The sequence below is a fragment of the Saprospira grandis str. Lewin genome (assembly GCF_000250635.1).
GTDB classification, from domain to species: Bacteria; Bacteroidota; Bacteroidia; order Chitinophagales; family Saprospiraceae; genus Saprospira; species Saprospira grandis.
In genome coordinates this window covers 1,433,198-1,457,082 of the sequence record NC_016940.1, presented here as the reverse complement: position 1 = coordinate 1,457,082, position 23,885 = coordinate 1,433,198, and the positions used below count along the sequence as shown (strand labels likewise).

The 23,885-nt window shown below is 47.3% G+C and carries 16 protein-coding genes and 1 tRNA gene; 9 read left to right on the top strand and 8 right to left on the bottom strand.

What is annotated here, in order from left to right; all coding sequences use genetic code 11:
• The first annotated feature begins 84 nt into the window (after nucleotides 1-84).
• The 4 genes from SGRA_RS06385 (at nucleotide 85) to SGRA_RS06365 (ending at nucleotide 5,873) form a co-directional block, all read left to right on the top strand.
• The gene (locus SGRA_RS06385) at nucleotides 85-1,353 is read left to right on the top strand and encodes a GNAT family N-acetyltransferase (RefSeq protein WP_015691800.1); all 1,269 of its coding nucleotides are present in this window, start codon (nucleotides 85-87) and stop codon (nucleotides 1,351-1,353) included.
• Between the two features lie 34 nt (nucleotides 1,354-1,387).
• A complete protein-coding gene (locus tag SGRA_RS06380; protein WP_015691799.1) occupies nucleotides 1,388-2,722 on the top strand; it encodes a flippase in 1,335 nt (444 codons plus the stop codon).
• A 262-nt stretch (nucleotides 2,723-2,984) separates the two neighbouring features.
• Complete coding sequence (locus tag SGRA_RS06375; protein WP_015691797.1) at nucleotides 2,985-4,013, top strand: agmatinase family protein; 1,029 nt, start codon at nucleotides 2,985-2,987, stop codon at nucleotides 4,011-4,013.
• 882 nt (nucleotides 4,014-4,895) lie between these two features.
• The gene (locus SGRA_RS06365) at nucleotides 4,896-5,873 is read left to right on the top strand and encodes a glycerophosphodiester phosphodiesterase family protein (protein ID WP_041329527.1); all 978 of its coding nucleotides are present in this window, start codon (nucleotides 4,896-4,898) and stop codon (nucleotides 5,871-5,873) included.
• A 13-nt stretch (nucleotides 5,874-5,886) separates the two neighbouring features.
• Here SGRA_RS06365 and SGRA_RS06360 read toward each other — a convergent pair whose 3' ends face one another.
• Nucleotides 5,887-7,062, bottom strand: a complete 1,176-nt coding sequence (locus SGRA_RS06360; RefSeq protein WP_015691793.1) for a thiolase family protein — start codon at nucleotides 7,060-7,062, stop codon at nucleotides 5,887-5,889.
• A gap of 57 nt (nucleotides 7,063-7,119) precedes the next feature.
• On the opposite strand from SGRA_RS06360, the gene SGRA_RS06355 reads away from it, so the two are divergent.
• Nucleotides 7,120-7,539 carry a DUF4293 domain-containing protein gene (locus tag SGRA_RS06355; protein WP_015691792.1) on the top strand — a complete coding sequence of 140 codons (420 nt, stop codon included), beginning with the start codon at nucleotides 7,120-7,122 and terminating at the stop codon, nucleotides 7,537-7,539.
• On the opposite strand, the gene SGRA_RS06350 is transcribed toward SGRA_RS06355, so the two are convergent.
• Nucleotides 7,540-8,040: a hypothetical protein gene (locus tag SGRA_RS06350; protein ID WP_015691791.1), complete on the bottom strand. Its 501-nt coding sequence runs from the start codon at nucleotides 8,038-8,040 to the stop codon at nucleotides 7,540-7,542.
• A 332-nt stretch (nucleotides 8,041-8,372) separates the two neighbouring features.
• Between SGRA_RS06350 and SGRA_RS06340 the strand changes: the two genes are divergently transcribed.
• Complete coding sequence (locus SGRA_RS06340; RefSeq protein WP_015691789.1) at nucleotides 8,373-14,312, top strand: GumC domain-containing protein; 5,940 nt, start codon at nucleotides 8,373-8,375, stop codon at nucleotides 14,310-14,312.
• A 59-nt stretch (nucleotides 14,313-14,371) separates the two neighbouring features.
• On the opposite strand, the gene recJ is transcribed toward SGRA_RS06340, so the two are convergent.
• The gene (gene recJ, locus SGRA_RS06335; RefSeq protein WP_015691788.1) at nucleotides 14,372-16,066 is read right to left on the bottom strand and encodes a single-stranded-DNA-specific exonuclease RecJ; all 1,695 of its coding nucleotides are present in this window, start codon (nucleotides 16,064-16,066) and stop codon (nucleotides 14,372-14,374) included.
• Nucleotides 16,067-16,525: 459 nt separating this feature from the next.
• On the opposite strand from recJ, the gene SGRA_RS06325 reads away from it, so the two are divergent.
• Together SGRA_RS06325 and SGRA_RS06320 are read left to right on the top strand one after the other, a co-directional pair.
• Nucleotides 16,526-17,641, top strand: a complete 1,116-nt coding sequence (locus tag SGRA_RS06325) for an endonuclease/exonuclease/phosphatase family protein (RefSeq protein WP_015691786.1) — start codon at nucleotides 16,526-16,528, stop codon at nucleotides 17,639-17,641.
• A gap of 38 nt (nucleotides 17,642-17,679) precedes the next feature.
• The gene (locus SGRA_RS06320; protein WP_015691785.1) at nucleotides 17,680-18,201 is read left to right on the top strand and encodes a hypothetical protein; all 522 of its coding nucleotides are present in this window, start codon (nucleotides 17,680-17,682) and stop codon (nucleotides 18,199-18,201) included.
• A gap of 86 nt (nucleotides 18,202-18,287) precedes the next feature.
• Here the strand turns inward: SGRA_RS06320 and SGRA_RS06315 are convergent, their stop codons facing one another.
• Nucleotides 18,288-18,626, bottom strand: coding sequence for an ArsR/SmtB family transcription factor (locus SGRA_RS06315; RefSeq protein ID WP_245538650.1), 339 nt, complete (start codon nucleotides 18,624-18,626; stop codon nucleotides 18,288-18,290).
• A 62-nt stretch (nucleotides 18,627-18,688) separates the two neighbouring features.
• Between SGRA_RS06315 and SGRA_RS06310 the strand changes: the two genes are divergently transcribed.
• Nucleotides 18,689-19,885 (top strand): IS256 family transposase, encoded by a 1,197-nt coding sequence (locus tag SGRA_RS06310; RefSeq protein ID WP_015691783.1) that lies wholly within the window; start codon nucleotides 18,689-18,691, stop codon nucleotides 19,883-19,885.
• Nucleotides 19,886-20,012: 127 nt separating this feature from the next.
• Here SGRA_RS06310 and SGRA_RS06305 read toward each other — a convergent pair whose 3' ends face one another.
• The 4 genes from SGRA_RS06305 to SGRA_RS06290 form a co-directional block, all read right to left on the bottom strand.
• Nucleotides 20,013-20,348: an ArsR/SmtB family transcription factor gene (locus SGRA_RS06305; protein WP_015691782.1), complete on the bottom strand. Its 336-nt coding sequence runs from the start codon at nucleotides 20,346-20,348 to the stop codon at nucleotides 20,013-20,015.
• A 256-nt stretch (nucleotides 20,349-20,604) separates the two neighbouring features.
• Complete coding sequence (locus SGRA_RS06300) at nucleotides 20,605-22,008, bottom strand: trigger factor (protein WP_015691781.1); 1,404 nt, start codon at nucleotides 22,006-22,008, stop codon at nucleotides 20,605-20,607.
• 170 nt (nucleotides 22,009-22,178) lie between these two features.
• Nucleotides 22,179-22,263 (bottom strand) — tRNA-Leu (locus SGRA_RS06295).
• Between the two features lie 689 nt (nucleotides 22,264-22,952).
• Nucleotides 22,953-23,882 (bottom strand): bestrophin family protein, encoded by a 930-nt coding sequence (locus tag SGRA_RS06290; RefSeq protein WP_015691778.1) that lies wholly within the window; start codon nucleotides 23,880-23,882, stop codon nucleotides 22,953-22,955.
• Between the last annotated feature and the right edge of the window lie 3 nt (nucleotides 23,883-23,885).

Sequence of the window (23,885 nt, the reverse complement as noted above, 5' to 3'; positions counted from 1 at the left end):
ATCGGTAAAAAAGAAGTAGCTACATCAAAAGCTTGTATATTTAAAAAAAACAGTCCCTTTTCGCATCAAAAATAAGAATAACCTATGTTTTGTAATAAGACCAAGGCCCCTCTCTCGCTCTTAGAACAAGAAGAACAGCCTGCCTGTAGTGCTTTAGTAGAGGCTGGGCTTTGTTTTCGATTGAGTCGGAATATCTCTGATTTGAAGGTTGCCTGGCAAAGCTTGGCCCCCAAAGAAAACAAATTTCTACAATATGAGTATTTGCAGGCCCTAGAAGCCCATCCCCCCAAAGGTATGGGCTTTTGCTATTTGGTCTTTTATCGAGATAAGGAGGCGGTAGGTTTGGCCTATTATCAGACCTATTATTTGGACATGCAAGAAAGTGTGCAAAAGGAATTGCAAGGCGAGGGGCTCTTGGGCTCTTTGCGCAAGAAGTTGCAGCAGTTTTTTCTGCGGCAGGCAGTTTTTAATGTCCTCATTTGCGGTAACTTAAGCCTAACCGGAGAACATGGCTTTTATTTTAAGGAGGGACATGGCCCTAAACAATTGGCTTGGCTGCAAGAGGCCACGGACCGTTTGCAAACGGAGCTAGAGCTAAGCGAGCAGAAGAAGTATCAGCTACAGATGTTTAAGGATTTTGCCTTGGATGGAGTTACTGAGCAAAATTTACAGCCCATTTTACAGCAAGAGGGCTATCATCGCTATCGGATTCAGCCGGGCATGTATATGCGGTTGCCTGCGCATTGGGATAGCTTTGAGGATTATTTGGCCGATATGTCTTCTAAGTATCGGGTGCGGGCCAAAAGAGCCGCCAAAAAGGGCAAGGATCTGGAGTGGAGAGCCTTGGAACTAGAGGAAATCTTGGCCCAAGAAAAAGAAATTTATGCCCTCTACCGAAATATATCGGATAATGTAGACTTTAATGCCTATGCCTTTGATGAGCAGTATTTTTCGGCCCTCAAAAGAGAGTTGGGCGAAGATATGCAGCTGGTGGCTTGCTATTTAGAGGGCCGCTTGGTGGCTTTTTATACGGCGATCTTTTCGGGCCAAACCCTAGAAGCTCATTTCTTGGGCCTAGAGCATAGCCTGAACCGCTCGCATCAGTTGTATCTCAATATTTTATATGCCTTGGTGCGTATGGGTATTTATAGAGGGGTAGAAAAAATTGACTTCGCCCGTACGGCTTTGGAGATTAAGAGTTCGGTGGGGGCGGTAGCGCAGGAGTTTGACTGCTACTTGCGTCATCGCAATCGCTTATCTAGCGAATTGATGAAATTAGTCTTTGACCATTTGAGCCCCAAAGAGGACTGGACGCCCCGTTCGCCCTTCAAAGATATGTCGATTGTAGAATAGAAAACTTATCTTGGGCCCAAAATTAGGCAAAGCAATGTGGAAGAAATGGCGGGCCAAGATGGGAACAGATAGTCCCTTAGGCCGCTTTTTAATTAAGGCGGCAAGCTGGAGCTTTATCTTACAAATAGGTTTATCAGCCCTCACTTTTCTCAGTTCGGTCCTTTTGGCCCGTTTGGGGGGAGATGAGGGCTTTGGCATTTATAGTTTGGTCTTTAGTTGGCTGTTGATTTTGCAAGTAGCCGCCAATATGGGCCTAGATGATCTTTTGCTCAAAGAGCTACCTATCTTTAAGGACCAAAAAGCTTGGGGCAAGCGAGATGCCTTGCTCGCTTGGGCCGAGAAACGGACCCTTTGGGCGAGTTTGCTCCTGATGATTGGCTTTTATCTTTTGCTTCGGTATACTGATATACCTGGCTTGAGCAATTATGCTGATTATTATTTTTGGGCCCTGCCTATTATTCCCGCCTATGCCTTTTTGCAGCTTTGGCAATCGGCTTTGCGGGCCGAGGGACAGATGAGTTGGGGGCAATTGGGCGACCGAATTGTGCAGCCTTTGCTCTTCTTTGCCTTTTTGGCCCTGCTCTATCTCTTTGCTTACCCCATTAGCGATTTGGGCCTAATTGCCGGACGAAGCCTGAGCTTTGTGCTGGCCGCTGGCCTTGCCTTTTGGCTTTGGCGGCGCTATCGTCAAGCACAGCCCAAAGCGAGCAATTGGCCAAAATTAGATCTTCCCGCCTACAAAAAAGCTAGTTTTTATTTCAATTTGGGCTCCTTGCTCTATCTGCTCAATAGCCGAATAGATATTTTGTTTTTGGGCTTTTTTGAGCTGCCCCCCGAACAGATCGCTTATTATAATGTGGCCTTAAAGTTCTCGGATATTGCCCTAATTCCCTATTTGGTGCTGACCACCGTTAGTTTGCCAACCTTTTCCTCTCTTTATCATCAAGGGAAATTAGAGGAGTTGGGACGGCTATACCAAGGCAGCACAGCCCTGATTACCTTAGCGATTATGGCCGTTTTGGCTGTTTTTATCGCCTTTGGTCCTTACTTTTTACTCATTTATGGTCCCGAATATCAGCAGGCTTATACGGCCTTGCTTTGGCTCTGTTTGGGCAAGGGCATACATGTGTTGGTGGGTCCTGTGAGCCAATTGCTGGGCCTTGTAGGCCAAGAAAAAATGGCTGCATATCTTTTGGCGTTCTCTCTCGCAATTACGGCTATTCTACAATATAGTTTGATTCCCATTTTAGGCATTAATGGGGCAGCCATAGCGGCCTTTCTGGGCTTGGCTGTTTTCGATCTTAGTCTGGCCTATTGGGCCTATCGCAAGTTGGGCTTTTGGCCCATTGCTTATTGGAGTCGGAAGTAGGGGGATGTTTTTTGGGGCCTCCGCTGCGGCTTCGCCTTGCGGCGCTACGTTTCGCAGCTCGCTATTCGCTCGGCCCTTCAGCCCTTCGGGCTTCGGTCTGGCCTGACGGCCACTGCTGCACATCGCTAGGCCAGAGGGGGCCGCTTTTGTTTGGCCCTAGCCGAAAAAGAGCTGGAGAAAGGCCCGCTCTAGGGCCAATTTTTTCTAGAAAATTGCTTTGAAAAAAAGGGAAAAGCACGAACTTCGTCCAAAATATAAACGCATGTCTATTCAAGATTTTGACCCTAGTGGCTTTGCCCTAAAGAACGATAACTTTATTGGCTTACCTTTTACGGAGGAGAGCGCTAATTTGGTCCTTTTGCCTGTTCCTTGGGAGGCAACCGTCTCTTATTCGGCTGGAACAGCAGAGGGGCCCGCCAATATCCTAGAGGCTTCTTATCAGCTAGACCTCTATTTGGCCGACTGCCCAAATGCCTATAAAATGGGCATTTATATGCGGCAGCCCGATACGCAGATCTTGGCCCAAAGTCAGGCGGCCAGAAGCTTGGCCAGTCGGCATATAGATGCTTTAGAAGCTGGCGAAGGCGGCAATGAAGCCGCTCGCTTGGCGGTGAACTCTGCCTGCGAAAAACTAGAAAACTGGGTCTATCAGCAGGCTAAGGATTTGCTAGCGCAGGGTAAATATGTTGGTTTATTGGGGGGCGATCATTCTACGCCCTTGGGTTATTTGCGGGCCTTGGCCGAGCGGCATGAAGAGGGCTTTGCTATTTTGCAAATAGATGCCCATTGCGATTTGCGAGAAGCTTATGAGGGCTTTACCTACTCTCATGCCTCTATTTTTTATAATGCTTTGGAGCAGATGCCCAAGCTGTCCTTGGTCCAAATGGGCATTCGAGACTACTGCCATGAGGAGGTAGATTACATCAAGCAGCAAGGCGAGCGCATTCAGGTCCTCTTTGACCAAGACTTGGCCCGTGGAAAAATGCGGGGGCTCAGCTTTGAAGAGTTGGTCTTGCCATTTATCAAGAGTTTGCCCCAGAAAATATACATCAGCTTTGATATAGATGGTCTACGTCCAGAACTTTGTCCCAATACAGGCACACCAGTCGTGGGGGGCTTTGATCTGGCCGAGGTCAGCTATATTTTTGAGCTATTGGCCCAGGCTGGGAAAGAGCTCATTGGTTTTGATCTCTGCGAGGTAGGTTCTGCTACGGAATGGGACGGCAACGTTGGGGCGCGGGTCTGTTATCAGTTGGCGGCCCTCTTGGCCCGTACGCAGGCTTTGGTCTAAATCCTCATAGGCTTTGCGTTTGCCCTTGAGGCGCAGCACTGCTTGAATTCTCAGGCGGACGGTATCGCTTTTGGCGCTGGTTCTGAGCAGCAGGGGCAAACTTTGAGGCACTTCTTTTAAGTAGATCGATCTGGGGAGGCTATAGACTGGGCTATAATAATTGGGGGAAATAAAATAATCGCGTTTAAGGATGCAGCGCTTCCACCAGCCAGCGGGGGTAATTCCCTTTTTGTGGTAGCGTTTCAGGCATTTTTCTTTAGCGGGATCTTTAAGGATGGCCCATTCGATGCCATAGGGGAGTTGTTGGCCTGCGGGCCGATTAAAAATTTGCTTGCCTTGGGCCCATTGTAGGACTGGGCGGAGTTCGGAGAGCTGGGCTAGGCTATCGGCTTCAAACTGCGCTTGTCCACTGCTTTCTGCATAAATATAAAATAGCAGTTGGGCGGATTTAATCGACTCGAACTGTGTCCAGAACTCGGGTACTAAGGGCAGTTCTATTTGTTTGCTGTGGCTGCGCTTCTGTTTTTGATCTAAGAGAATCTCTTGGTCCAAAATAATTTTATTGACGGTAGTAATGGGGGCTTGGGCCAAAAGGCTAGTACTAAAAGCCATAAAAAGCAAGAAGATAGCTCTAGACATCTCTAGGGATTTTGTATTTTGTTGGAAGTATATTTTTCGTTGGCAAGGCGGCGAAGCCGCCTTTGGCCCAAGGGGCCAATTGGCCTAGCGATGCGGCGGGGTGGCCGTCAGGCCAGACCCAGGCGGCGCAGCCGCCGCAGGGCCGAGCAGACCTGCGAGCCCCAAAGCGTAGCGCCCGCCGAAGGCGGGAGGCCCCAAATCGCCCCAAAAATACGAAAGAAAGACAATCAAATTAGATAGACCATGATGAAGCGACAAAATACTTTTTTACTTTGGCTTTTGCCCCTATTTTTTGGCCTTTACAGTTGTGCTAACGTCTCGGAGCCGCAGGAGGGCGAGAAAGAGCAAGTAGAGGCGGAGCCCAAACGCCCTAAAATGAGTAGTTTTAAATTTAGAGAGATTGATATACAGGGCCATAGAGGCTGCCGTGGCTTGATGCCCGAAAATAGCATTCCGGCCTTTATGAAGGCTTTAGAGTTGGGTGTTCGGACCTTAGAGTTGGATGTGGTAGTGACCCAAGACAGCCAAGTCGTTGTTTCGCATGAGCCTTGGGTCTCGCATCTGTTGGCCAATAAATTGGATGGGCGTCCAATTGGGCCAAATGAAGAGCGGCGCTTTAATATCTACAAAATGCCTTATTCGGAGCTGATTAAATATGACTGTGGGAGTTTGCCCCATCCATACTTTCCGACTCAGCAGAAGATGAAAGTGATCAAGCCTCGTTTGTTGGATGTGGTGAAGTCGGTAAATTTATTTGAGATGAAGGCCGAATTAGAAAAGCCCATACATTATAATATAGAAATTAAGCGATTGCCAGAATATGATGGCCGTTATTGTCCGCCAGTAGAAGAATTTGTGGATTTGGTTTTGGCGGCTATAGATAGTGCGGGTATATCGGGGCATGCGAATATTCAGGCTTTTGATTGGGAAACCCTGCGATTGGTCCATCAGAAGCGCCCCAAAATGCCGATATCTATGTTGGTAGAAGAGACGGATGATCCGCAAAAAGATCTGGATGAGCTAGGTTTTACGCCAGAGATTTACAGCTGCCATTTCTCTATGGTCAATGATACTTTGGTAGATTGGGTCAAGGGCCATAAGATGCAGCTCATTCCTTGGACCGTTAATGAAACGGCAGATATAGAAGCCATGTTAGCTTATCCCTTAGACGGAATCATTAGTGATTATCCAAATCGAGTGATGGATGTATTGATGCAGTAGATAAGTTCTAATTTTAGTCAATATATTTCTTCAATAAAACGGCAGTGCCCAGCCCCAAACCCGCCGAACTTGCTCCAATAGCGTATTTGGCCTTGGGCCGACGGGCCAAAGCATGGGCCAAAGAGACCAAAATTCGGGCGCCACCCATGCCCAAAGGGTTGCCCATACTCAAACTGCCGCCATAGGGATTCAGCTGATCGGGCCGTAGATTTAGGGCCTTTTGAGCCAAAACGCCTTGAAGCGCAAAAGACTCGGCAAACTCAAAAAAATCAATCTCATTAGCCGAGAGTCCCTGCTGCCGAAGCAATTGCTGAACGGCCATAATTTGGGCCTCGCCCATATCTTCGGGAGGCAAGGCCATGCTTGTCCAAGCCACTACCTGGGCCAGTGGCTGCCCCCCTTCTCGCTCCAAATAACTGCCCTGAGCCAAGAGTAAAAAGGCCGCCCCATCGCCCAAACGAGCCGAATTCCCCAGGCTAATAAATTGGCCATTTTTGACCAAAGGCGGCAGTTTGGCCAAAAGAGAAGCCGTTAGCGCCCTCGGCTGCTCGTCTCGATCTAAGAGCAGCTCTCCCGATCGATTGTAGACCGAAACCAGCTCCCGATCAAAGGCGCCCGCCGCTTGGGCCGCCAAAAAACGAGCTCGACTCGCCTGGCTGTAGGCATCTTGTTCGGCCCGACTAACGCCTCTTTTTTTGGCCAAACGCTCCGCAGTTTCTGGCATACTCAAGGGCGCATAAACTGGCGGCAAATGGGGGTTGACCATCCGCCAACCTATGCTGCTGTCTATCTCTTGCTCCTGATTCCGCAGACGAACAAAAGGGCTGCGACTCATGTTTTCTACGCCCCCAGCCAAGACCAATTCCTGCTCGCCCAAGGCCAAAGCCCGAAAAGCCTGAACGCAGGCATCTAAACCCGAATTACAAAGGCTATTGACCGTAATCCCCCAAATATGCGCCGGCCATTGGGCCAAAAAAACAAGCTGCCGAGCCAAATTGCGGTTGTCTTCTCCCGCCTGATTGGCCGCCCCTACATAAATGGCCGATAGATCCGTAGGCGATAAATTGGAGAACTCTTGCAGTACCGCTAGCCCCAAATCATCGGGCCGAATGCTAGCCAAAGCCCCATATAGGCGGCCAATAGGACTCCTCTTTGCTGCTAGGATATAGATGGGGGCAGACTTGTTCATTTAACTGAATTAATTAACTTTGTGGCCTGATTTCATCTGAAAAAAAGCCGAATTATTATGATACAACGTATTCAAACTATTTACATGCTCTTGGCGGCCCTAGCGCTGGCCTTGCTCTTCGTTTTTCCCTTCGGTACGGCCCCCAGCACGGCTGAAGGCCCCTTGCAAGATGGCGATTATGACCTGATGGACCAATTCGTCCTGCTACTCCTAGCCCTCTTTCCCGCCTTGCTCAGCCTTGGCACAATCTTCCTCTTTAAAAACAGAAAATTGCAAATGCTGCTCAATAATTTGAGCTTGGCCAATTGCTTGATCCTTATGGGTTTAGCCTCTTATTGGAGCATGACCATTAGCGAGGAAGTGACTGCTGGATTAGGGCTGTTTACCCCCGTTTTGGCCATGCTTTTCCTTTTCTTGGCCAACCGCGCAATCAATGCCGATGACCAACTTGTTAAGGATTCTGACCGACTCCGCTAGTTACATCCCGTCATAACGACCACGAAGCTGCCCGTCATTCCCCGATTGACGGGCTTTTATGTCTATAACTACCCCCAAACCCAACATAATGATGTTCGGAATGGCAATAATCCAGAAGTTCGCCATCTTTTGCTGCTCCACTTCCCGCTCCTGTTTCTCCACCATCTGTCGGCTATAATCGCTCATCTCTTCTTTCGGAATTTCACTGCCCGCTACCTCCGGCAGCTGCTCTTCTTGTACCCGATTAAAGGCCTGATTCGTGAAAACTGCCCCCAAAATGCCCAAAATACAAGCCGCATACAAAAAGTAGGTCTTCATTTGAGGCTTCAAGAGCTTCATAATCAATAAACTAAGGGCCAAAAAGGTCAGGCCGTAAAAAATATAAACATAGGGAAGCACCTCCTTGAGGTTCACCAAATGACTGTTGTCTACAATCTGCGCCTTTAGGCTAACCGTCAACAAAAGTAAAGCGCCTAAGCTCCAAATTTTCTTGCTGTTCATCTTCAAATTCTTTTTATTTTTGATTTGGGGCCTCCGCTGCGCGGCCCTCTATTCGCTATCGCTCATTGGGCCGCTTGCGGCGCTACGTTTCGGGGCTCGCTATTCGCTCGGCCCTGCGGCGGCAAAGCCGCCTTGGTCTGGCCTATCGGCCACCCCTGCACATCGCTAGGCCAAAAATAAGCGCAAATGGCCCCCAAAGAACTGCTAAGTACGCAATTCGGAAAAGAAAAGAAAAATATATAGTCTTTGTTTTGGCAAAGGGCCCTTTTGTTAGTAATTTGTTAGGGCCTATGCAATACCTTTACCTTGCTCCAAATTAAGCCTTATAAGTTATGTCTAAGGGAAATCAAAATTCTTCGCAAGAAAATCAACGCATTTACGAACAACTCTACCAAAGCCTCGAGGAATTTGAGGCCAATGAAGAGTTGCAGTCTGTTCAATCTGCGGGCGAACAACTCAATAGCCAAGCTAATGCGGTGGTCCAAACTGCGGCCGAAGGCTTTCATCAAGAAAGCACTCAAGAGGAGTTTAGCCAACCCCTAAACGAATCCGCAAATCCCCTCAATGAACAATTATCTGCCGCTAGCCTCAATAGTGGTATCGAAAAACTAGCCGAAGGGATTAGCTTGCAAGAAGGAGGAGAGGAAGAAAACGCAGGCAAGGAAACAACAACCACCGCCGAGGAAGGTCCAGAAATGCCGCCTCTAGGCGCCGCCTTCAATGAGGCCGAATTAGATGCCGAAATTGCCGCCACCCTAGGCCAAGAAGTCCCTAGCTTTAATGAAACAGAGCTAGATGCCGCTATAGAGGAAACTCTTGCTGAAGATAAGGCCACCGCCGCAGCAGCAGAACTCAAAGCGGCCCTAGAAGAAACCCTGGCCGAAGGAGAAACAGAGGAGGGCAGTAGCGAAAATAGCAGCGAAAATACAGAGGCAAAGTCAGAGGAAATCGCTCGCCAAGCTAGCCAAATGAATACGGAGGTCAGCCCCGAAGAAGCTAAGGTGGGCGCAAAAACAGGAGCAAAAGGCGGAGATAAATCAACTGGAGAAACTAGCCCAACGGGCAATCCCCAAAATAAACAGCAAAACTCTGCCGCAGGAGGCGAAGCCCCCGCCAATGCAACTACCGGCGAGCAAAAAGGCGAGGAGGTCGGTGCCGCCTTTGCCGCCCGTATGAATATGGGCCCCGTGGCCCAAACTGCCGAAGAAAGTGCAGAGGCCCAAGAATTAGAAGCTGGCCGAGCCTTTGGTTTAGATGTTGGCCGCTCTGGCGGCCTGGGCAAAAAAGTGACTACCGATGAGTCTGGCAAAATGAATGTAACGCCCTTTGCAGAAGGCGAAACCGCAGATGCTTATGTGGCCGCCCAAAAAGAGGTGATGGCTAGCAAAAGCAAAAAGTACCAAACGGGCTTTTATCAGGGCTTTAATCAAGGCTATCCAGAAGGCCAAAAACTAAAGGTGGAGGCCGCCCAAATAGAAGAACAACAAAAAATGGCAACCGATCCCGAAGCCCAAGAAGGCACTAAGGATGGGACTGAATCTGCCGTGAAAAGTAATAGCAATAAGGCCGAGGATAAGGAAAGAGTAAAAGAAATTAAAGCGGCCATGAAAAGCCGCTCTAAAACCTATCAAGTCGCTTATTATCGCGCCTTTAATGCGGTCTATATGCAGGCCCGAGCCGCCGCTGTCAAAAAGTCAATGCCCGGCCCCGCAGAGCTGATGGAAAATCCCACTTATCGCAAAGGCTATGAACTAGGCTATAATATTGGTTTGGCCCAAGGCCAAGGCAAGGCTCCCGAAGGCATGAGCAAGGAGGAGGGCCAACAAGCCGCCACTTACGCCAAAGCCAATAAGGATAGTTCCGGTCAACCTATTGCGGAAGATCCCAAAAAGCTTTATTCTAGAGCCTTTTATCATGGCTTTAATGCCTCTTATATGAAGGGCAAAGAGACAAAGGTTCAGGCGGAAAAAGATGAGCGTAAAAAAGATCCTCATTATGCAGTGGGCCATGTTTTAGGCACCCTTGCCGCTATGTCTTCTAAAGAAAAAGCGACGCAGGTCCTCAAAGGAAGCCTGCCCCTCTCCGAATTGGGCGAGAATCTTCCCCCAGTCCCCGATTCAGCTAAACAGTATTTTGCAGAAGGAAAGGATAAAGAACAAACCGCAGAGCAAAAGAAAAGCTTTGAGGTAGGCTATTATCACGCTTTTAATGCCTCTTATAATCAGTTTAAGCAGCAAAAGCTCGATAATGAACAAAAGGCCAAAACCAATAGTGTAGAGTATAAGAAGGGCCAAGATATTGGTAAAATTGCCGCAGCCGCTACCGTTAATCTCGATAAATATAAAAAGGAACTTAAGGCAACTGAAGATCCCGCTAAAAAAGAGGAACTAACGGCCAAAATTGAAAAAATTGAAGAGAACTTAGCCACAATTAAGGCGCAACTCAATGATGAAAATGTCAAAAAAGAGTTCAGCACAGGCTATTATCATGCTTTCAATACGAACTATAATGTCGAAAAGCAAAAGCTAGTCGATAAAGAGATGTCTGTAGCCGCCGATAGCCCTAAGGCAAAAGGCTATGAGGCCGGCCGACATATGGGCGGGCTCTTCTATCAGCACTATCAAGCAGCTATTGGCAAGCCCGAGAAAAAGGCCGAGGTCGATGCCAAGGTCAAAGAGGCTTTTGCCAATGCAAAAGCAGAAGGGGAGGAGTTCGAAAAAGGTTTTTATGTCGGCTACAACCAAACGGTATACAGCGGAAATAATGCAGGCAAACAGGCCCAAACTAAAGAGGAGCGAGAAGAAGCGCAAACTATCCGAAATGCAAAGGAGGAGTTTGGCGCAACGTCTGGCGGTGTCGATTATGTCGAAAAAGGCTGGGAATATGGCTATGGCCTCTGGTTTAAATACGAGAGCGCTACCGCTAAAGAACGCCCCAGCCAAACACCAGAAGAAGCCTGGACCAATAAAAAGAAAGGCCTGGCTAAGGTGATTGAAGAGGAAATGCAAGGAAAAGCAGATACCAAAAAGCTAGAAGCCGCCTTCGAAAAAGGCTATGAGGTGGGCAGCGCCGCTGGTGCCAGAGAAGGAAAACTGTATTTTGCTGGCTATGATGATGCCATGACAGGCAAACAAAAAGAAGCCGGAGCGCAAGAGCATTATTATCAAGGCTATAATGCTGGTCGCCAAGCTAGCCAATATGATAATTTTAGAGGCCAAGCGCTCTCTCAAATGATTGATGGCTATGAAAATGATAGCGCTCAAGCTGCTTCTATTGGCCAATCTAAGGAGTACCGTGAAGGCTATGATCTCGATTATGATAACTGGCTCTATATTGCCAAAATGGCTAGTGGCCAACTAACTGAAGAACTGAGCGGAAGCTTAAAGCTTTATGGCGATGAGGAAGCCCCCGAAGCCCAAACTGCAGAGGCCGCTAAAGCTCAAGCCAATGAGATCTTAGCCCAAAAAGCCGCCAAAATGCAGGCCGCATTGGCCAAAAAACGCAAAGAGCTAGAAGAGCAGGCCCAAAAAACAGCCGCCAATACAAAAAAAGGCAGCAGTAATGAAGATCCCCAAGCAGAGGTGGATCGCCAAATGACCGAAATCGAAAAAGGCTACCAGCAAGCATTAGATGATGCTACCGCCAAGGTGGCCAAAGAAGATAATGCCGAAAAAGCCCGCCAAGATGGTCTGCTCTTTGGCTATCAGTCTTTGGAGGGCTATCCTCCGCTAGCAGGACAAGAAGAGGCGCTGGCCGCTGCCGCTGGCAAGGATGCAGAATATGCCCAAGCCGATAAGAATACGCTTGCCGCCTTTAATGCCGGTCGCGCAGAAGGCTATAAGATGGCCCAAATGCTGCAAGCTGGCCTGATCTCTACGGAAGAGGTGAGCCGAAAAATGCAAGGCGGTGGCCACGATAGAGGCTATCAGCTGGGCCAAGAAACTGCCCGAAAAGATATTGAAGCACATAAAAAGGCCTTGCTGAATGGCGAGAGCTTTGAAGCCACCAAAGAAACGGTCGCCGCAGAATTAGATGCCCCCACACAAGAGGGCTTCTTAGAAGGTTACCAATATCTTTTTGATAAGGGAGAAGCCTATAACCTAGGGTATCAACAAGGCTATCTAGCCGCTACCAACGAAAAAGAAGGCGATAATTTTGAAGAATTAAGCTATACGCCCAAAGATCCTAGCCTCTCTTATGCTTCTGAATTAGAAGGACAGTTCCACCTCGGCCGTACAAATGGTCGCCAAGATGGCCTGAACCAAACAATTAAGGGAGAAACCAAAAAGTCAGGCTCTGTCCTCGACCAAAGAATAGAGGAGCTACGCAGCACGCTGGGCGATGCCTATGCCAGCGCCTATGAAAAAGGCTATGCCTATGGACGAGATCAACGCCAAGCTAGCCCGAGCCAAATGGCCAACCTCCAAGGAGAGTTTGAAGCCAATGGTGTGCCTACTATGCTCGAAGACCTGAAAGCATTTGTACCCCAAATTATTCAGGCCGCTAAAGAGTCGGGCCAAGCTGCCGCCGAAGAATTAGAGGATAGCCAAATCCCAGCGTTGCTGGCCCAAATTGAAGGCCAAGCTCAAAGCCTGCTTAGCTTTGACCAAAATGCTACGCCCCTAGAAAATTATCAGGAATTAAGCGCAGAATTGAGCAAACAGGCCGAAGGCTTACTCTCAGAACAGCTGTCTAATGAAGAGAAACAGTTCTTGCGCAGCGCAATCGCCGAATGGGAAAAACAACTGCAAAACTTTAAAGAAGGCTATATCCGTGGAGCCAGAAAAGGCCTGGTAGAAGGAATCAATAATTCAGATACCGCCGAGGAAGGAGCCGCCCTAGCCGAAGCAACCGATTATCAAAACCAATTGCTGGCCGCCGCTGGTAATGTTGGTCAAGATAAGTATGTTCTAGGCTATGAAAAAGCTCGCGAACTCCTCATCGATGACTCTTATAAAAGCCCAAATGCCTCTTCTGCCGAAATGGAGAAAGGCCGCTACCGCCTAGTTGGCGAGATGAGAAAGGCCTTAAATGAACTCATCAAAAAAGAGAAGTCAGAGGCTTTACAACAAACTTCTGCCTCAGAAGAGGATAAAGCCTTAGCCACAGAGGTGACTAATGCCTATAAAGACCTTGAGCGCATTTTTGGACAAGAACATCCTACCGCTTTGGCCCCAGGCCAAAACCAAAATGATTATATCGAGGACCAAGTACTGGCCCTACAAACAGAATACGATAATTTTATTGCCGAACTAGATAAGGAGGGCAAACGTAGCCTCGATAAATCTATTCGCAAACAACTAAAAGCTAATTTTCAAGCGCTTTACCAAAGCCAAATCCAACCCTTTTTCCAACAATATAAGGAGGGCTTCCAAGCCGGATATACCGCCGGAATTCAAGAGGTCCTAGCCGGAAATACAGGCGTAGATGGCGTGGGCTCTGGTAATGCCGAATATAGCGCAGTAGAAAAAATACATGAGCAACTCGAAGCAGGTCTGATTGAAGATGGAGATGTGAATAGCCTTTCTTTACTCAACCAATACGATCCGGTACTAGACCTGCTTTTTGAGTACACCGATGTGGTGGCCCAAGATCAAGAGCTTTTCTATTCTGCAGAAGATGCGACCCTAGATCTCCAAGATCAAATTAAGGAGAAAACGATCGCTAAAGAAGGGCTAGAAGCCCGAGAAAATCAATTGTCCGCAGAGGAACAAAGCGAATTAGAAGAGATCCGAGCAGAATTAGACGAATTACAGGAGGAACTCGAAATGGCTCAAGAGGAACATTTTGAAGCCTTCGAGGAACTCAATATGGTTTATGAAGGTATCGAGGACCAACTCGGCTTTACTAAGGGCGGTAGCTCCGAACCCAAAGCCCTACTCGATTATCTTAGCATGACCAATGATGAGTTTACGCTCCAAGGAAGCTATAGCTACCAAGATAGCCAACTCCAAATTCAAGGAAATGGCGCTTTCTATACCTCCGATAGTCAAGCCAATTGGCTCCACCAAGCAGCTGTGGAGTTCCAAATTGCCGACCTGAAGTTTAGCTCCAATTCTTTCGAGTACTTAGAAAGTAGCCGAGAGGTAAAGCTACAAGCTGGACAGTTTTCGGTGCCTGTAGAAGATGGCGGCAATAGCCGAGATATTACTGTCGATTTTGCTAGCCTAAGTCTTAAAGCTGGTGAAAGCCTGATTAACCAGTTAGAGGTCCAAATGGACCTAGGAGCTGGCCTCAATGGTGGCGGCCTAATGGAAAATGATTTGAACTAATTTCTGGCCCAAAAAAGACCTAAAAAAGCGCTAAGCCCCAAGGGCTTAGCGCTTTTTTGTTAAAACTTAATGTCCCGAGCTACAAATTGTAGCTTTCTCCGACCCCGATAAAAATGCTCTTCTAACTGATAGCATAGGTGAAAGGGCTTGCGACTCTTGATTTGCTCAAAATGTTCCATAAAGTTATAGGCAATGCCTTCTTGCGGACTCCCTTGGCCCTGCCGCAAAAATAAACGCAAATGCTTTTGGTTGATGGCTTTGGAGTAGCCACTATCGCAAAGGTTTTTGCTCATGAAACAAGGATTGGGATTGCCCGGCCCAAAGGGCGCAAATTGCTTGAGCAGTTTCCAAAATTTTGGCCCAATTAAAGAAAAATCTAGCTGCGCATCTATGGCAATGGCCTCGGGTTCTGGCCCTCTACTCATTTGCTGATAAAGCTGGGCCTCTAGGGCGGCCTCAAAAGCAGCCAATTCTTCTTTTTTGAGCTCTAAACCTAGGGCCCGACTATGTCCACCATATTGCAGTAATTGCGCCGAACAAGCCTCTACCGCAGGCAGTAATTCTTGGCCCTCGGGGCAACGCCCCGATCCCTGCCAGTTTCCCGCCTTATTTTGGCCCAAAAGAAGGCAGGGCCGCCCCCATTCTTTGCTCAATCGACTGGCCAAAATGCCCAAAACGCCTAGGGGCCAATGGGGCTGTGCTAACAATAAAAGCGAACGCTCCATCCATTGCCCCTGCTCTTGTAAGATGCGCTGAATGTCCCGATAGACCTCTTCTTGCGCTCTTTTCCTAGCCTGATTTTGCAAAAATAAAAGCTCCAATTTCTTCTTTTGCGCTTTTTCTCCCTTGGCCAACAAACAATCGGCAGCGGTTTGGGCATGCCCCATCCGCCCCGGCGCATTGAGTAAGGGGACCAAACCAAAATAAAGGGCCTGCATATTATAGGGCCTAGGCCGCTCCAAACGCTGCTGAATCTGCTGCAAAATTTCTTCGCCTTCTTCCTCTAAAAAACGCAATCCATGATGGGCCAAAATTCGATTTTCGCCAGTCAATGGGGCTTGGTCTGCCGCCAAACTGAGCGCTACCCACTGCAAAAGCGGCCAAAGTGGCGCCTCGGACCAATTTTCTTGCTCCACCAAGGCCTGAGCGAGTTTAAAGGCCAAGCCCGCAGCCGTAATTTCTGGATTCGGATAATTGCAGTTGGCCTGCTTGGGATTGATCAAAGCGGCCGATTTGGGCTGCTGCTGACGAGCCAATTCATGATGGTCCACAATAATCACATCAATGCCCAGCTTTTTGGCCAAAGCCAAAGCTTTATGGTCCCTACTGCCACAATCTAAAGCAATAATAAGGGAGCAATTGACGGCCTGCGCAAACTCTACCGCATAAACAGAAAGGCCATAGCCCTGCTCAAAACGATCGGGCAAAAGGTAGTCTAAGGGCAGCTTTTGGTCCAATATCCGATGCAAAATAACTAAGGCCGCCAGGCCGTCTACATCATAGTCGGCAAAAAGCAGGGTTTTTTCTCCTCTAGCCAAGGCCTGCCCCAAACGAGCCAAGGCAGCAGGCAGGCCCTGCAGCAAATTGGGGGCATGCAAATGGGCCAAATTGGGCCGAAAAAAGGCCTTGGCCTGCTCAAAATTATGCACCTCTCTTTGGACCAACAACTGGCAAAAAACAGGATGCACCTTCAGCGCCTCTTGTAGCTGCTGAGCGGTAGTGCTATTAAAAGACCGAAGTTTCCAAGCTTTCATTTTTCCTGCGCAAATTAAAAAAGGGTAAAGATTCTAGATGGGCTAAGGTAGAGCCCGGCATTTTGTGTAATTTAGCTAGGGTAGGGGAGTCGTTTTTTTGGGGCTTCCCCTCCCTGCGGTCGGGTCGGGCTGTGTCGCAGCTCGCTGTTCGCTCGGCCCTGCAGTTTTTTTCGCTTCGCTTCAAAAAACTTGGGTCTGGCCCTGCGGGCCACTGCTTTCCATCCCTAAGCCAAGGCGCTTCGCGCCTTTCTGGACCAATTAGCGGCCGCAGCCGCCCCGCCCCGAGCTCCCCAAAAAGATGAGCGGCCTACTGATGCGTAGGGGTGGCCGAAGGCCAGACCCAGGCGGCGCAGCCGCCGCAGGGCCGAGCAGACCTGCGAGCCCCGAAGCGTAAGGGCGGGCCAAAGGCCCGCAGGCCCCAAATCAAAAATACATTAGTCTACTTTAAAATTATAGAAAATGCGGTATTATCTAGCTTTACTATGGTGTTGTGCTAGTTTTTGGCAGCTTTCGGCCCAGGCAGACAGCAGTGCGGCCCGTGCAGCCGAAGAAGGCGCCCTCAAATTGGGCCTCAAAAACTTTGATGATGGACCCCGACAAGGGCGGGCCGTTCGCCTTACCTTTTATAATGTCGAGAACCTTTTTGATACAGAAGATGACCCCAAAAAACGAGACGATGAGTTTACGCCAAGGGGCCTGAAGGGCTGGAGCTATTTCCGTTATAAACAGAAATTGAGCAATATTTATAAGGTGTTGACGGCCCTAGGGGGCTGGGGCGGCCCGCCCGAAATGGTGGGATTTTGCGAGCTAGAAAACCGAAAAGTATTGGAAGATCTGCTTCGTTTGACCCCTTTGCAGAAATTTCGCTATAAAATTGTGCATGAAGAATCGCCTGATCGGCGGGGAATTGATGTGGGCTTTATTTATCGCTCCGACAAATTTGAGGTCTTGCATCATGAGCCTATTCGGGTGGTTTTTCCCTTTGATACGGCGGTCAAAACGCGGGATGTTCTTTATGTTTGCGGCAAAGTATTGGGGAGCAAAGACAGCCTGCACATTTTTGTCAATCACTGGCCTTCTCGAAGAGGGGGACAGGCGGCCAGCGAGCCCAAACGGGTTTTTGTGGCGGGCTTGGTTCGGGCCAAAATAGACTCTATTTACAAGGCGAGCCCGGAGGCTAAGATAGCCGTTATGGGAGATTTTAACGATGAGGCCGAAAATATTTCATTGACCGAAGTACTGCGTGCTGTGCCCGAAAAAGAAGACTTGGGGCCGGGCGATATGTATAATTATATGCACGCCCTTTCTAAGAATTGGCAATTGGGCTCGCATAAATTTAGGGGGCATTGGGGCACCTTAGACCATATGGTGGTGTCTACGCCTTTGGTTCAGGAAAGCCGCAAAGGGCGTTTGCGGGCCGCTCCTTTGGGGGCACAAATTTTTTCTGCTCGTTTTTTACTAGAAGAAGATCGGGCGTATATGGGCTTGCAGCCCTTTCGGACCTATGGCGGGCCCAAGTTTTTGGGTGGATTTAGCGATCATTTGCCTATTTATGTGGACCTAATCTATGAGTAGGCCTTCTTTTTGTAGGAAACGCATAAAAAAACGAAAAGATGAAAAACTTCCTATTATTTTCTCTGAGCATGTTGTTGAGCCTAGGGCTTTCTGCACAAATTGATGAGGCTTTATTGGGCCATTTTAAAGATTTTTCGGGCAGTTTAGAGGCCGAGCAACTAGAAAAAATCTGTAGCCAATCGGCGCAGGCCTTGCCTGCTTCAGAAGTGGCCAAATTGGGTTTGGGCTATATTCCTGCCGGGACCAATTATTTTCCCTTGGGTAAAATTGCCTTAAAAAAGGGCTGGGTATTGCTTTATGCCAGCAAAAAAGAGGCTGGAAAAATGATTACCGTAGATGCGGTTTCCTTTAAGAAAAAGGGCGCCAAAGTAGAGAGCTTGAGTTATCTTTTGCAAGTAGGTGAAGACTTTGGCCAAAACTTAGGGGGGCGCTTATCCTATAAAAACGAGCTTTTGCGTTTTGAGCAAGAGTCTGTAGATAGCAAAACGGGCAAGCGTAGTGTCAAGACGAGCATTTACCAAAAAGACAAAAACCGGTTGGACTTTAAGGAGCGTTTTTAGCGAAGGCTTCATTTTGGACCAGAAAAAGCTCCTGCGAGATTCTCGCAGGAGCTTTTGTTTTCTTGGACCCTAAGAAAAAAAGGGCATTATTTTAAAAATTCTTGGATCGCAGACTGTAACGAATGCAGTCTGGGGTAGTTAAGACTATAGAGAATCTGTTTTCCTTCTCGCACACAATTGACCAATTCTGCTTGGCGAAGAATGCGCAAATGCTGAGAGGTAATTGATTGCTCGAGTTCTAAAGCATTATAAATACTATTCACATTTGTGCCTGGATGTTGGTCAATATAAGATAGAATATCTAGACGAAGGGCATGCGCCAAGGCGCGGATAGTTTGGTTTGCTTTTGCTAAACTGTCTAAGTTGAAGGGATTCGTATTATCGTCAGAAAGAGTGAGACTGTTTAAAATTTTGTGTATGGGCAAAAAAAGGGGTAAAGATTAGGAGGTTTAATATCAATTTAATTACTTAGAAAAAAAGTACCGCTATGGACAAGAAACAAGAAGAGTTATTAAACCGCCTACTAGGAGATGTGAAGAACATTGAGGAGCTAGACAAGCTAACAGATGACCTCAAAAAACGAGGAATTCAAAGTTTGTTAGAAGGAGAAATGTCAGCGCATTTAGGGTATGCTCGTGGCGAAGAAGTCCAAGGAGAAAATCGCAGAAATGGCCATTCTTCAAAGAAGATCAAGACGGAAAGTGGCAAATTACAAATAGAAATACCAAGAGATCGAGAGGGTAAATTTGACCCTGTAACGGTCCCCAAACACAAGTCGATGACGGCTAAGCTGGAGAGTGTGATTACACTATTGTATGCTAAAGGTATGAGCCTGTCTGATATAGTAGAGTATATGGATGAAATTTATGGGCAGCAGTACTCTAAGAGTCAAATTACAACCATTACTAATAGCCTCTTAGATAGTATTCGAGAGTGGCAAAATCGGGTTCTTGATGAGAAATATGCGATTCTTTGGATTGATGGGATTCACTATAAAATTAGAGAAGATGGGCAGATTAAGAGCAAGGTTTGCATGATTGTCCTTGGGGTTAATTTAGCAGGCTACCAAGACATTATTGGCATGTATCTCTTTGAAAAAGAGACTGCTGCAAATTGGGCTACAACTTTGAATGACATTAAAACAAGAGGGGTAAAGGATGTTTTATTTATCTGCTCAGACAATCTAGCTGGCTTGGACCAAAGCGTTGAGGCCGTCTTTCCTCAGGCAGCTCATCAAATTTGTGTGGTCCATCAAATTCGCAATTCTATGAAGGTTGTTGAAGCCTCTAATAGAAGAAAAGTGGCCAAAGATATTAAGCTCATTTATACAGCTCCTAATGAAGCTGAGGCCAGAAATCGGCTTCAAGATTTTGAAGAAAAATGGGGTGATCGCTATCCTTACATCATTAAATCTTGGGAGAAAAACTGGGACAATCTCACTGTCTTTTTATACTATCCTCAAGAAATCAGAAAGCTTATTTATACCACAAATATTATTGAAGGCTTTAATGCTGGCCTGAGAAAATATACCAATAACAAACGCTCATTTCCAAATGATGCTGCGGCCATAAAATCTATCTATTTAGCCGCTATGCAAATTCAAAAACGATGGAAGGTCAAACGAGCTGGTTGGACCAAAGTTTTCAGCCAGCTTTGTGTCTGTTTCCCTGACCGGGTCATCTAAATTTTACCACTCGCCTCCTAGTCTCTATTGACCAAATTTTATTCTGATACACAAAATCCTGAACAGTCCCGAAAGAGTAGATGCAGCCATAGTGGTAATAGTTTTGGAAGGGTGGAAAGAGGTGTATTTACTGTAGGCCCAAAAGCAGTGCTTTGACGGCTTCTAGTTGTTCTTGATGGATGTGGTAATGAATAAACTTACCTTCTCTTTCGGCCACAACAATATTGGCTTTTCTAAGAATCGCCAAATGCTGAGAGGCCACAGATTGCTCAATTCTTAGCTTAACGTAGAGTTGGGTGACAGTCATTGGTCCATTGGCTAAAAGCAGCTGAACAATTTTTTGCCTCAGCTCATGATTAAGGGCACGAAGATCTAAAACAATTTTGCGCAGGTCTTTAAACTGAAACTGAATCTCAGTTTCCTGATCAGAAAAATGATAACTTTTGTTGACTGGTGTAGGCATAGCAGTTTGTTTTATGAGGGGGCATGGTCGTGGAGTTCTACTGCTGTAAATGCAACAGTACTTTTTATAAGTACAAAATTAAGATATTGTTTAAATGTTCAAAATAAAAAGGGCTGATTTTTAGCTTTTTGCAATAAGGTACCCTATTTATTAACATTTTATCAATGCATTTTAACATTTAGATAAAAAAAGAGCAGAACTACATTTCGTAGTTCTGCTCTTAGCTTTAGGCCTTGGCCTATATATGTGACAGTAGTTATTCTGCTTCTTCGGCTTCTACTTCTTCCACTACTTCTTCTGTAGCTTCTTCGTTTTGCTCGAAGCGAGCCTTGTAGATTTCGTCAAATTTGGCGGCGTCTACAGTTTCTTCGGCTTTGCCAAAGAGGGGAAGGAGTGCATCAAATACTTTTTGTTCTTGTACTTGCTCTCCAAACTGACGAACAGTAGCCTCATCCTTCATCAAGTTCTCGATTTGGCTGTCCATGATGGGGTGGTAAGGAGGAATCTGGAAGTTGTACTGACGAGCGATAGCCATACGGATAGCATGCTCTACTTCTTCTTTGCTTACTTCTACATTGTGCTCGTTAGTGAGTTGATCGATGATCAAAGACCAACGTAGACGACGCATAAAGTCGGCAAAGTTATCGTCATTTACTTCTTCTTGCTTTTCTTCACGGCTTTCTTCTAGCCATTTGCGCAAGAATTTCTCAGGAAGGTCAAAGTTGTTTTTCTCCATCAACTCCTCATAAACATAGCGGAAGAAGATGCTCTTAGCGGCGGGAGCAAATTGCTCGCTCACCATTTCAGCAAATTTGGCCTTAAATTCTTCTTCTGTTTTGATTTCATCCTCAGGGAAAAGCTCAGCAAAGAATTCCTCATTCAATTCGCGAGGAATCTGACGCTTTACTTTGAGTACTTCAACGGTTACTTCTACGTCTTCCTCTTCTGTTTCTACTTCGGGGAAGAACATGCCCATACGACGCTCTGCCGTGAGGGCGGTATCCAAATCAGACAATTTGCAAACGATGCTTCCACCTACCTCAATGGCTTTGAGTTGAGCTTGTACATCAGCAGTAGCTTTGTCCATAGCCACCATAGTCGACTCATTGGTCCAAGCTCCCTCATTGTTAGCCACTACTTTGATTTCCAAAAGATCGTTGTCTTGAATATCGGTAGCATCTTCGCTTAGGTCTTGGCTACGCTGCTTGCGCTGTGCCTCGATCTCTTCAGCTAGTTCTGTTTCGCTCATTTCTACTTTGTAGAAAGGAAAAGCGGTTTCTTCGCTAATGCCAGCAATCTCTTGCTTGGGCATATAACCAATCTCAATATCTAGTTGTACATCTACAGGTTTGTTGATGTTGGTTTCTAGGCTATTCTGAGGCATGGGGTTACCCAATACCTTGAGTTCTTTTTCTTGGATGAAAGCACGTACTTCTTGGTCCAAAAGCTTGTTTACCTCATCCCAAAGGATTTCATTCCCAAACTTCTTACGCAATAGGCCCATAGGGGCTTTGCCGGGGCGGAAACCGGGCTGCTGAAAGTTTTTACGAACTTCCTTTAGCTTCTTATCCACCAAGCTCATGTATTCATTCTTGGCAATCTGCAGGTGCAGCACTACGGTCTGCTCCCCCTCATTAAACGTATGCGTTGCAACTGGCATCGTGTCTAGTCTTTAATAACTTAATAATCAAATCTTAATTTTAGGGATTTTCCCCAAAAGTGGCCCAAAGATACTGAAGTTGTCTTAATTCTAGGCATAGATTTAAGGCCGATCTTTGGTTTTGCACAAAAAAAAAGCGCAAATCCCATCAGAATTTGCACTTTCTAAATTGGTGCGGATGGAGGGACTCGAACCCACACACCTTGCGGCACTAGATCCTAAGTCTAGCGTGTCTACCAATTTCACCACATCCGCTTATCATTTTCGACGTTGCAAATATAAGGCAGCTTTTTGGATCTCGCAAATCTTTTTTCATTTTTAGCCGCTTTTTTTCTGCATTTATTTTTTAATCGCCGACTAAGTTGTTTTTTATCAGCTATTTAGGAGCGTAAGATTTTTTTATTTTTTTTTGGGGCCCGCGGCCAGCTTTGCTGGCCGCCGCTATGCTGCGGGGCTCACAGGCCTGTTCGGCCCTTCGCTTTTTCGCTTTGCTCAAAAGCTCGGTCTGGCCTTCGGCCACCCCTCCGCAGCGCTGGGCCGCTCCACTTTTTTTGTTGCTTCAAATCTTTAGGCTTCGGCCTTTTGGCCTTCCCTTTTAAGCGGTATTCGTCGCTGCGCTCCTCATTCGTTTATATGTCCCCGCCCACCCACCCCTCTGCGGGATTCCCTAAGGAATCCCTCGGGGAGGCGGGCAACAAGCTAGCTGCAGACTTGGTCCAAGTTGCCTATAAGCTTGCGCAGCAATACCGCTCTTGCTGTAGGTGTTCACCTACAAGCACAGATAGCAGGCGGCAAAGCCGCCGCAGGCTGAGGGATGGATAGCAGTGGCCCAAAGGGCCAGACCCAGCCGCCCTTGGCGGCGCAGGGCCGAGCAGACCTGCGAGCTGCGACAGAGCCCGACCCGAAGGCCCAAAGGGCCGAAGGGGCAGCCCCAAATCCTCCTCCTAAGACAACTTACTATAATTGCTAGTCAGACTTCCTTTTTCATGCTTGGCCTCTAAAATCTCAAAAACATTCTTGCGAATAGTATGGGCCATATCGCCCGTAGGGAGGTCGTTGCAATCTCGGCCAAAAGGGTCCTGAATCTCGGCCGCCATGAGCTCTAGGCCCAAAAAAGCAAAGAGAATCAGCATCAGCACAGGCAGGCCCCAAAAGCCAAAACTGGGCAAAATCACAAAGGGCAAAATCAGGGCATAGCAAACAATAAAGAGCCGCAGAAAAATCTCATAAGAAAAGGGAATGGGCGTTTTCTTGATGCGTTCGCAGGCCCCCAAAACATCTAGCAGGGCTTGGGTGTGCGGCTTAAAATTGAGCTGGTCCAGCTCCCGGATTTCGCCACGACGGTAGGCCTGCACCACCAACTGCTGAATTTGGGCCGAAATATAGGCGGGCAAATGCTGCTGCTCCGCATACAACTGCCGATCTCTGGCAGTCAATTCAATCAGCTCCTCCAAACGCACCCCCTCCCGCAAATGCTCCTTAAAGGCCAGACAAAAATTGCTGATCAGCAGGGCCAAACGATGACGAAGGGCCTTATTCTCTTCGGGAAAGCAAACCTGTCCCACAATGGCCAAATTTCTACTGTGATTGACCAAGGCACCCCATTGCTTGCGGCCCTCCCACCAACGGTCATAGGCTGTATTGGTCCGAAAAACCAAAAGGATGCTCAAAACCACCCCCAGAAAGGAGAAAATGCTGCTCAGTCCGTCTAATTTCAGGTATTTGGACCAATCGGCCCAGAGGAATAGAGCCGCCAAAGCGGCCACCGCCAAGCCATAAAACAACACATAAGCAATCAGCCGTCTAATGACCGCTGTGCGATTAAAATGGCGAATGTCTCTGAAGAAAGAGCCCGAAGGCTTGTAGATAATCATAAT

What these genes read in the sequence shown, in the direction of transcription:
- SGRA_RS06385 (WP_015691800.1), top strand. Translation starts at nt 85, where the DNA reads ATGTTTTGTAATAAGACCAAGGCCCCTCTCTCGCTCTTAGAACAAGAA.
- SGRA_RS06380 (WP_015691799.1), top strand. Translation starts at nt 1,388, where the DNA reads ATGTGGAAGAAATGGCGGGCCAAGATGGGAACAGATAGTCCCTTAGGC.
- SGRA_RS06375 (WP_015691797.1), top strand. Translation starts at nt 2,985, where the DNA reads ATGTCTATTCAAGATTTTGACCCTAGTGGCTTTGCCCTAAAGAACGAT.
- SGRA_RS06365 (WP_041329527.1), top strand. Translation starts at nt 4,896, where the DNA reads ATGATGAAGCGACAAAATACTTTTTTACTTTGGCTTTTGCCCCTATTT.
- SGRA_RS06360 (WP_015691793.1), bottom strand. Translation starts at nt 7,062, where the DNA reads ATGAACAAGTCTGCCCCCATCTATATCCTAGCAGCAAAGAGGAGTCCT.
- SGRA_RS06355 (WP_015691792.1), top strand. Translation starts at nt 7,120, where the DNA reads ATGATACAACGTATTCAAACTATTTACATGCTCTTGGCGGCCCTAGCG.
- SGRA_RS06350 (WP_015691791.1), bottom strand. Translation starts at nt 8,040, where the DNA reads ATGAACAGCAAGAAAATTTGGAGCTTAGGCGCTTTACTTTTGTTGACG.
- SGRA_RS06340 (WP_015691789.1), top strand. Translation starts at nt 8,373, where the DNA reads ATGTCTAAGGGAAATCAAAATTCTTCGCAAGAAAATCAACGCATTTAC.
- recJ (WP_015691788.1), bottom strand. Translation starts at nt 16,066, where the DNA reads ATGAAAGCTTGGAAACTTCGGTCTTTTAATAGCACTACCGCTCAGCAG.
- SGRA_RS06325 (WP_015691786.1), top strand. Translation starts at nt 16,526, where the DNA reads ATGCGGTATTATCTAGCTTTACTATGGTGTTGTGCTAGTTTTTGGCAG.
- SGRA_RS06320 (WP_015691785.1), top strand. Translation starts at nt 17,680, where the DNA reads ATGAAAAACTTCCTATTATTTTCTCTGAGCATGTTGTTGAGCCTAGGG.
- SGRA_RS06310 (WP_015691783.1), top strand. Translation starts at nt 18,689, where the DNA reads ATGGACAAGAAACAAGAAGAGTTATTAAACCGCCTACTAGGAGATGTG.
- SGRA_RS06305 (WP_015691782.1), bottom strand. Translation starts at nt 20,348, where the DNA reads ATGCCTACACCAGTCAACAAAAGTTATCATTTTTCTGATCAGGAAACT.
- SGRA_RS06300 (WP_015691781.1), bottom strand. Translation starts at nt 22,008, where the DNA reads ATGCCAGTTGCAACGCATACGTTTAATGAGGGGGAGCAGACCGTAGTG.
- SGRA_RS06290 (WP_015691778.1), bottom strand. Translation starts at nt 23,882, where the DNA reads ATGATTATCTACAAGCCTTCGGGCTCTTTCTTCAGAGACATTCGCCAT.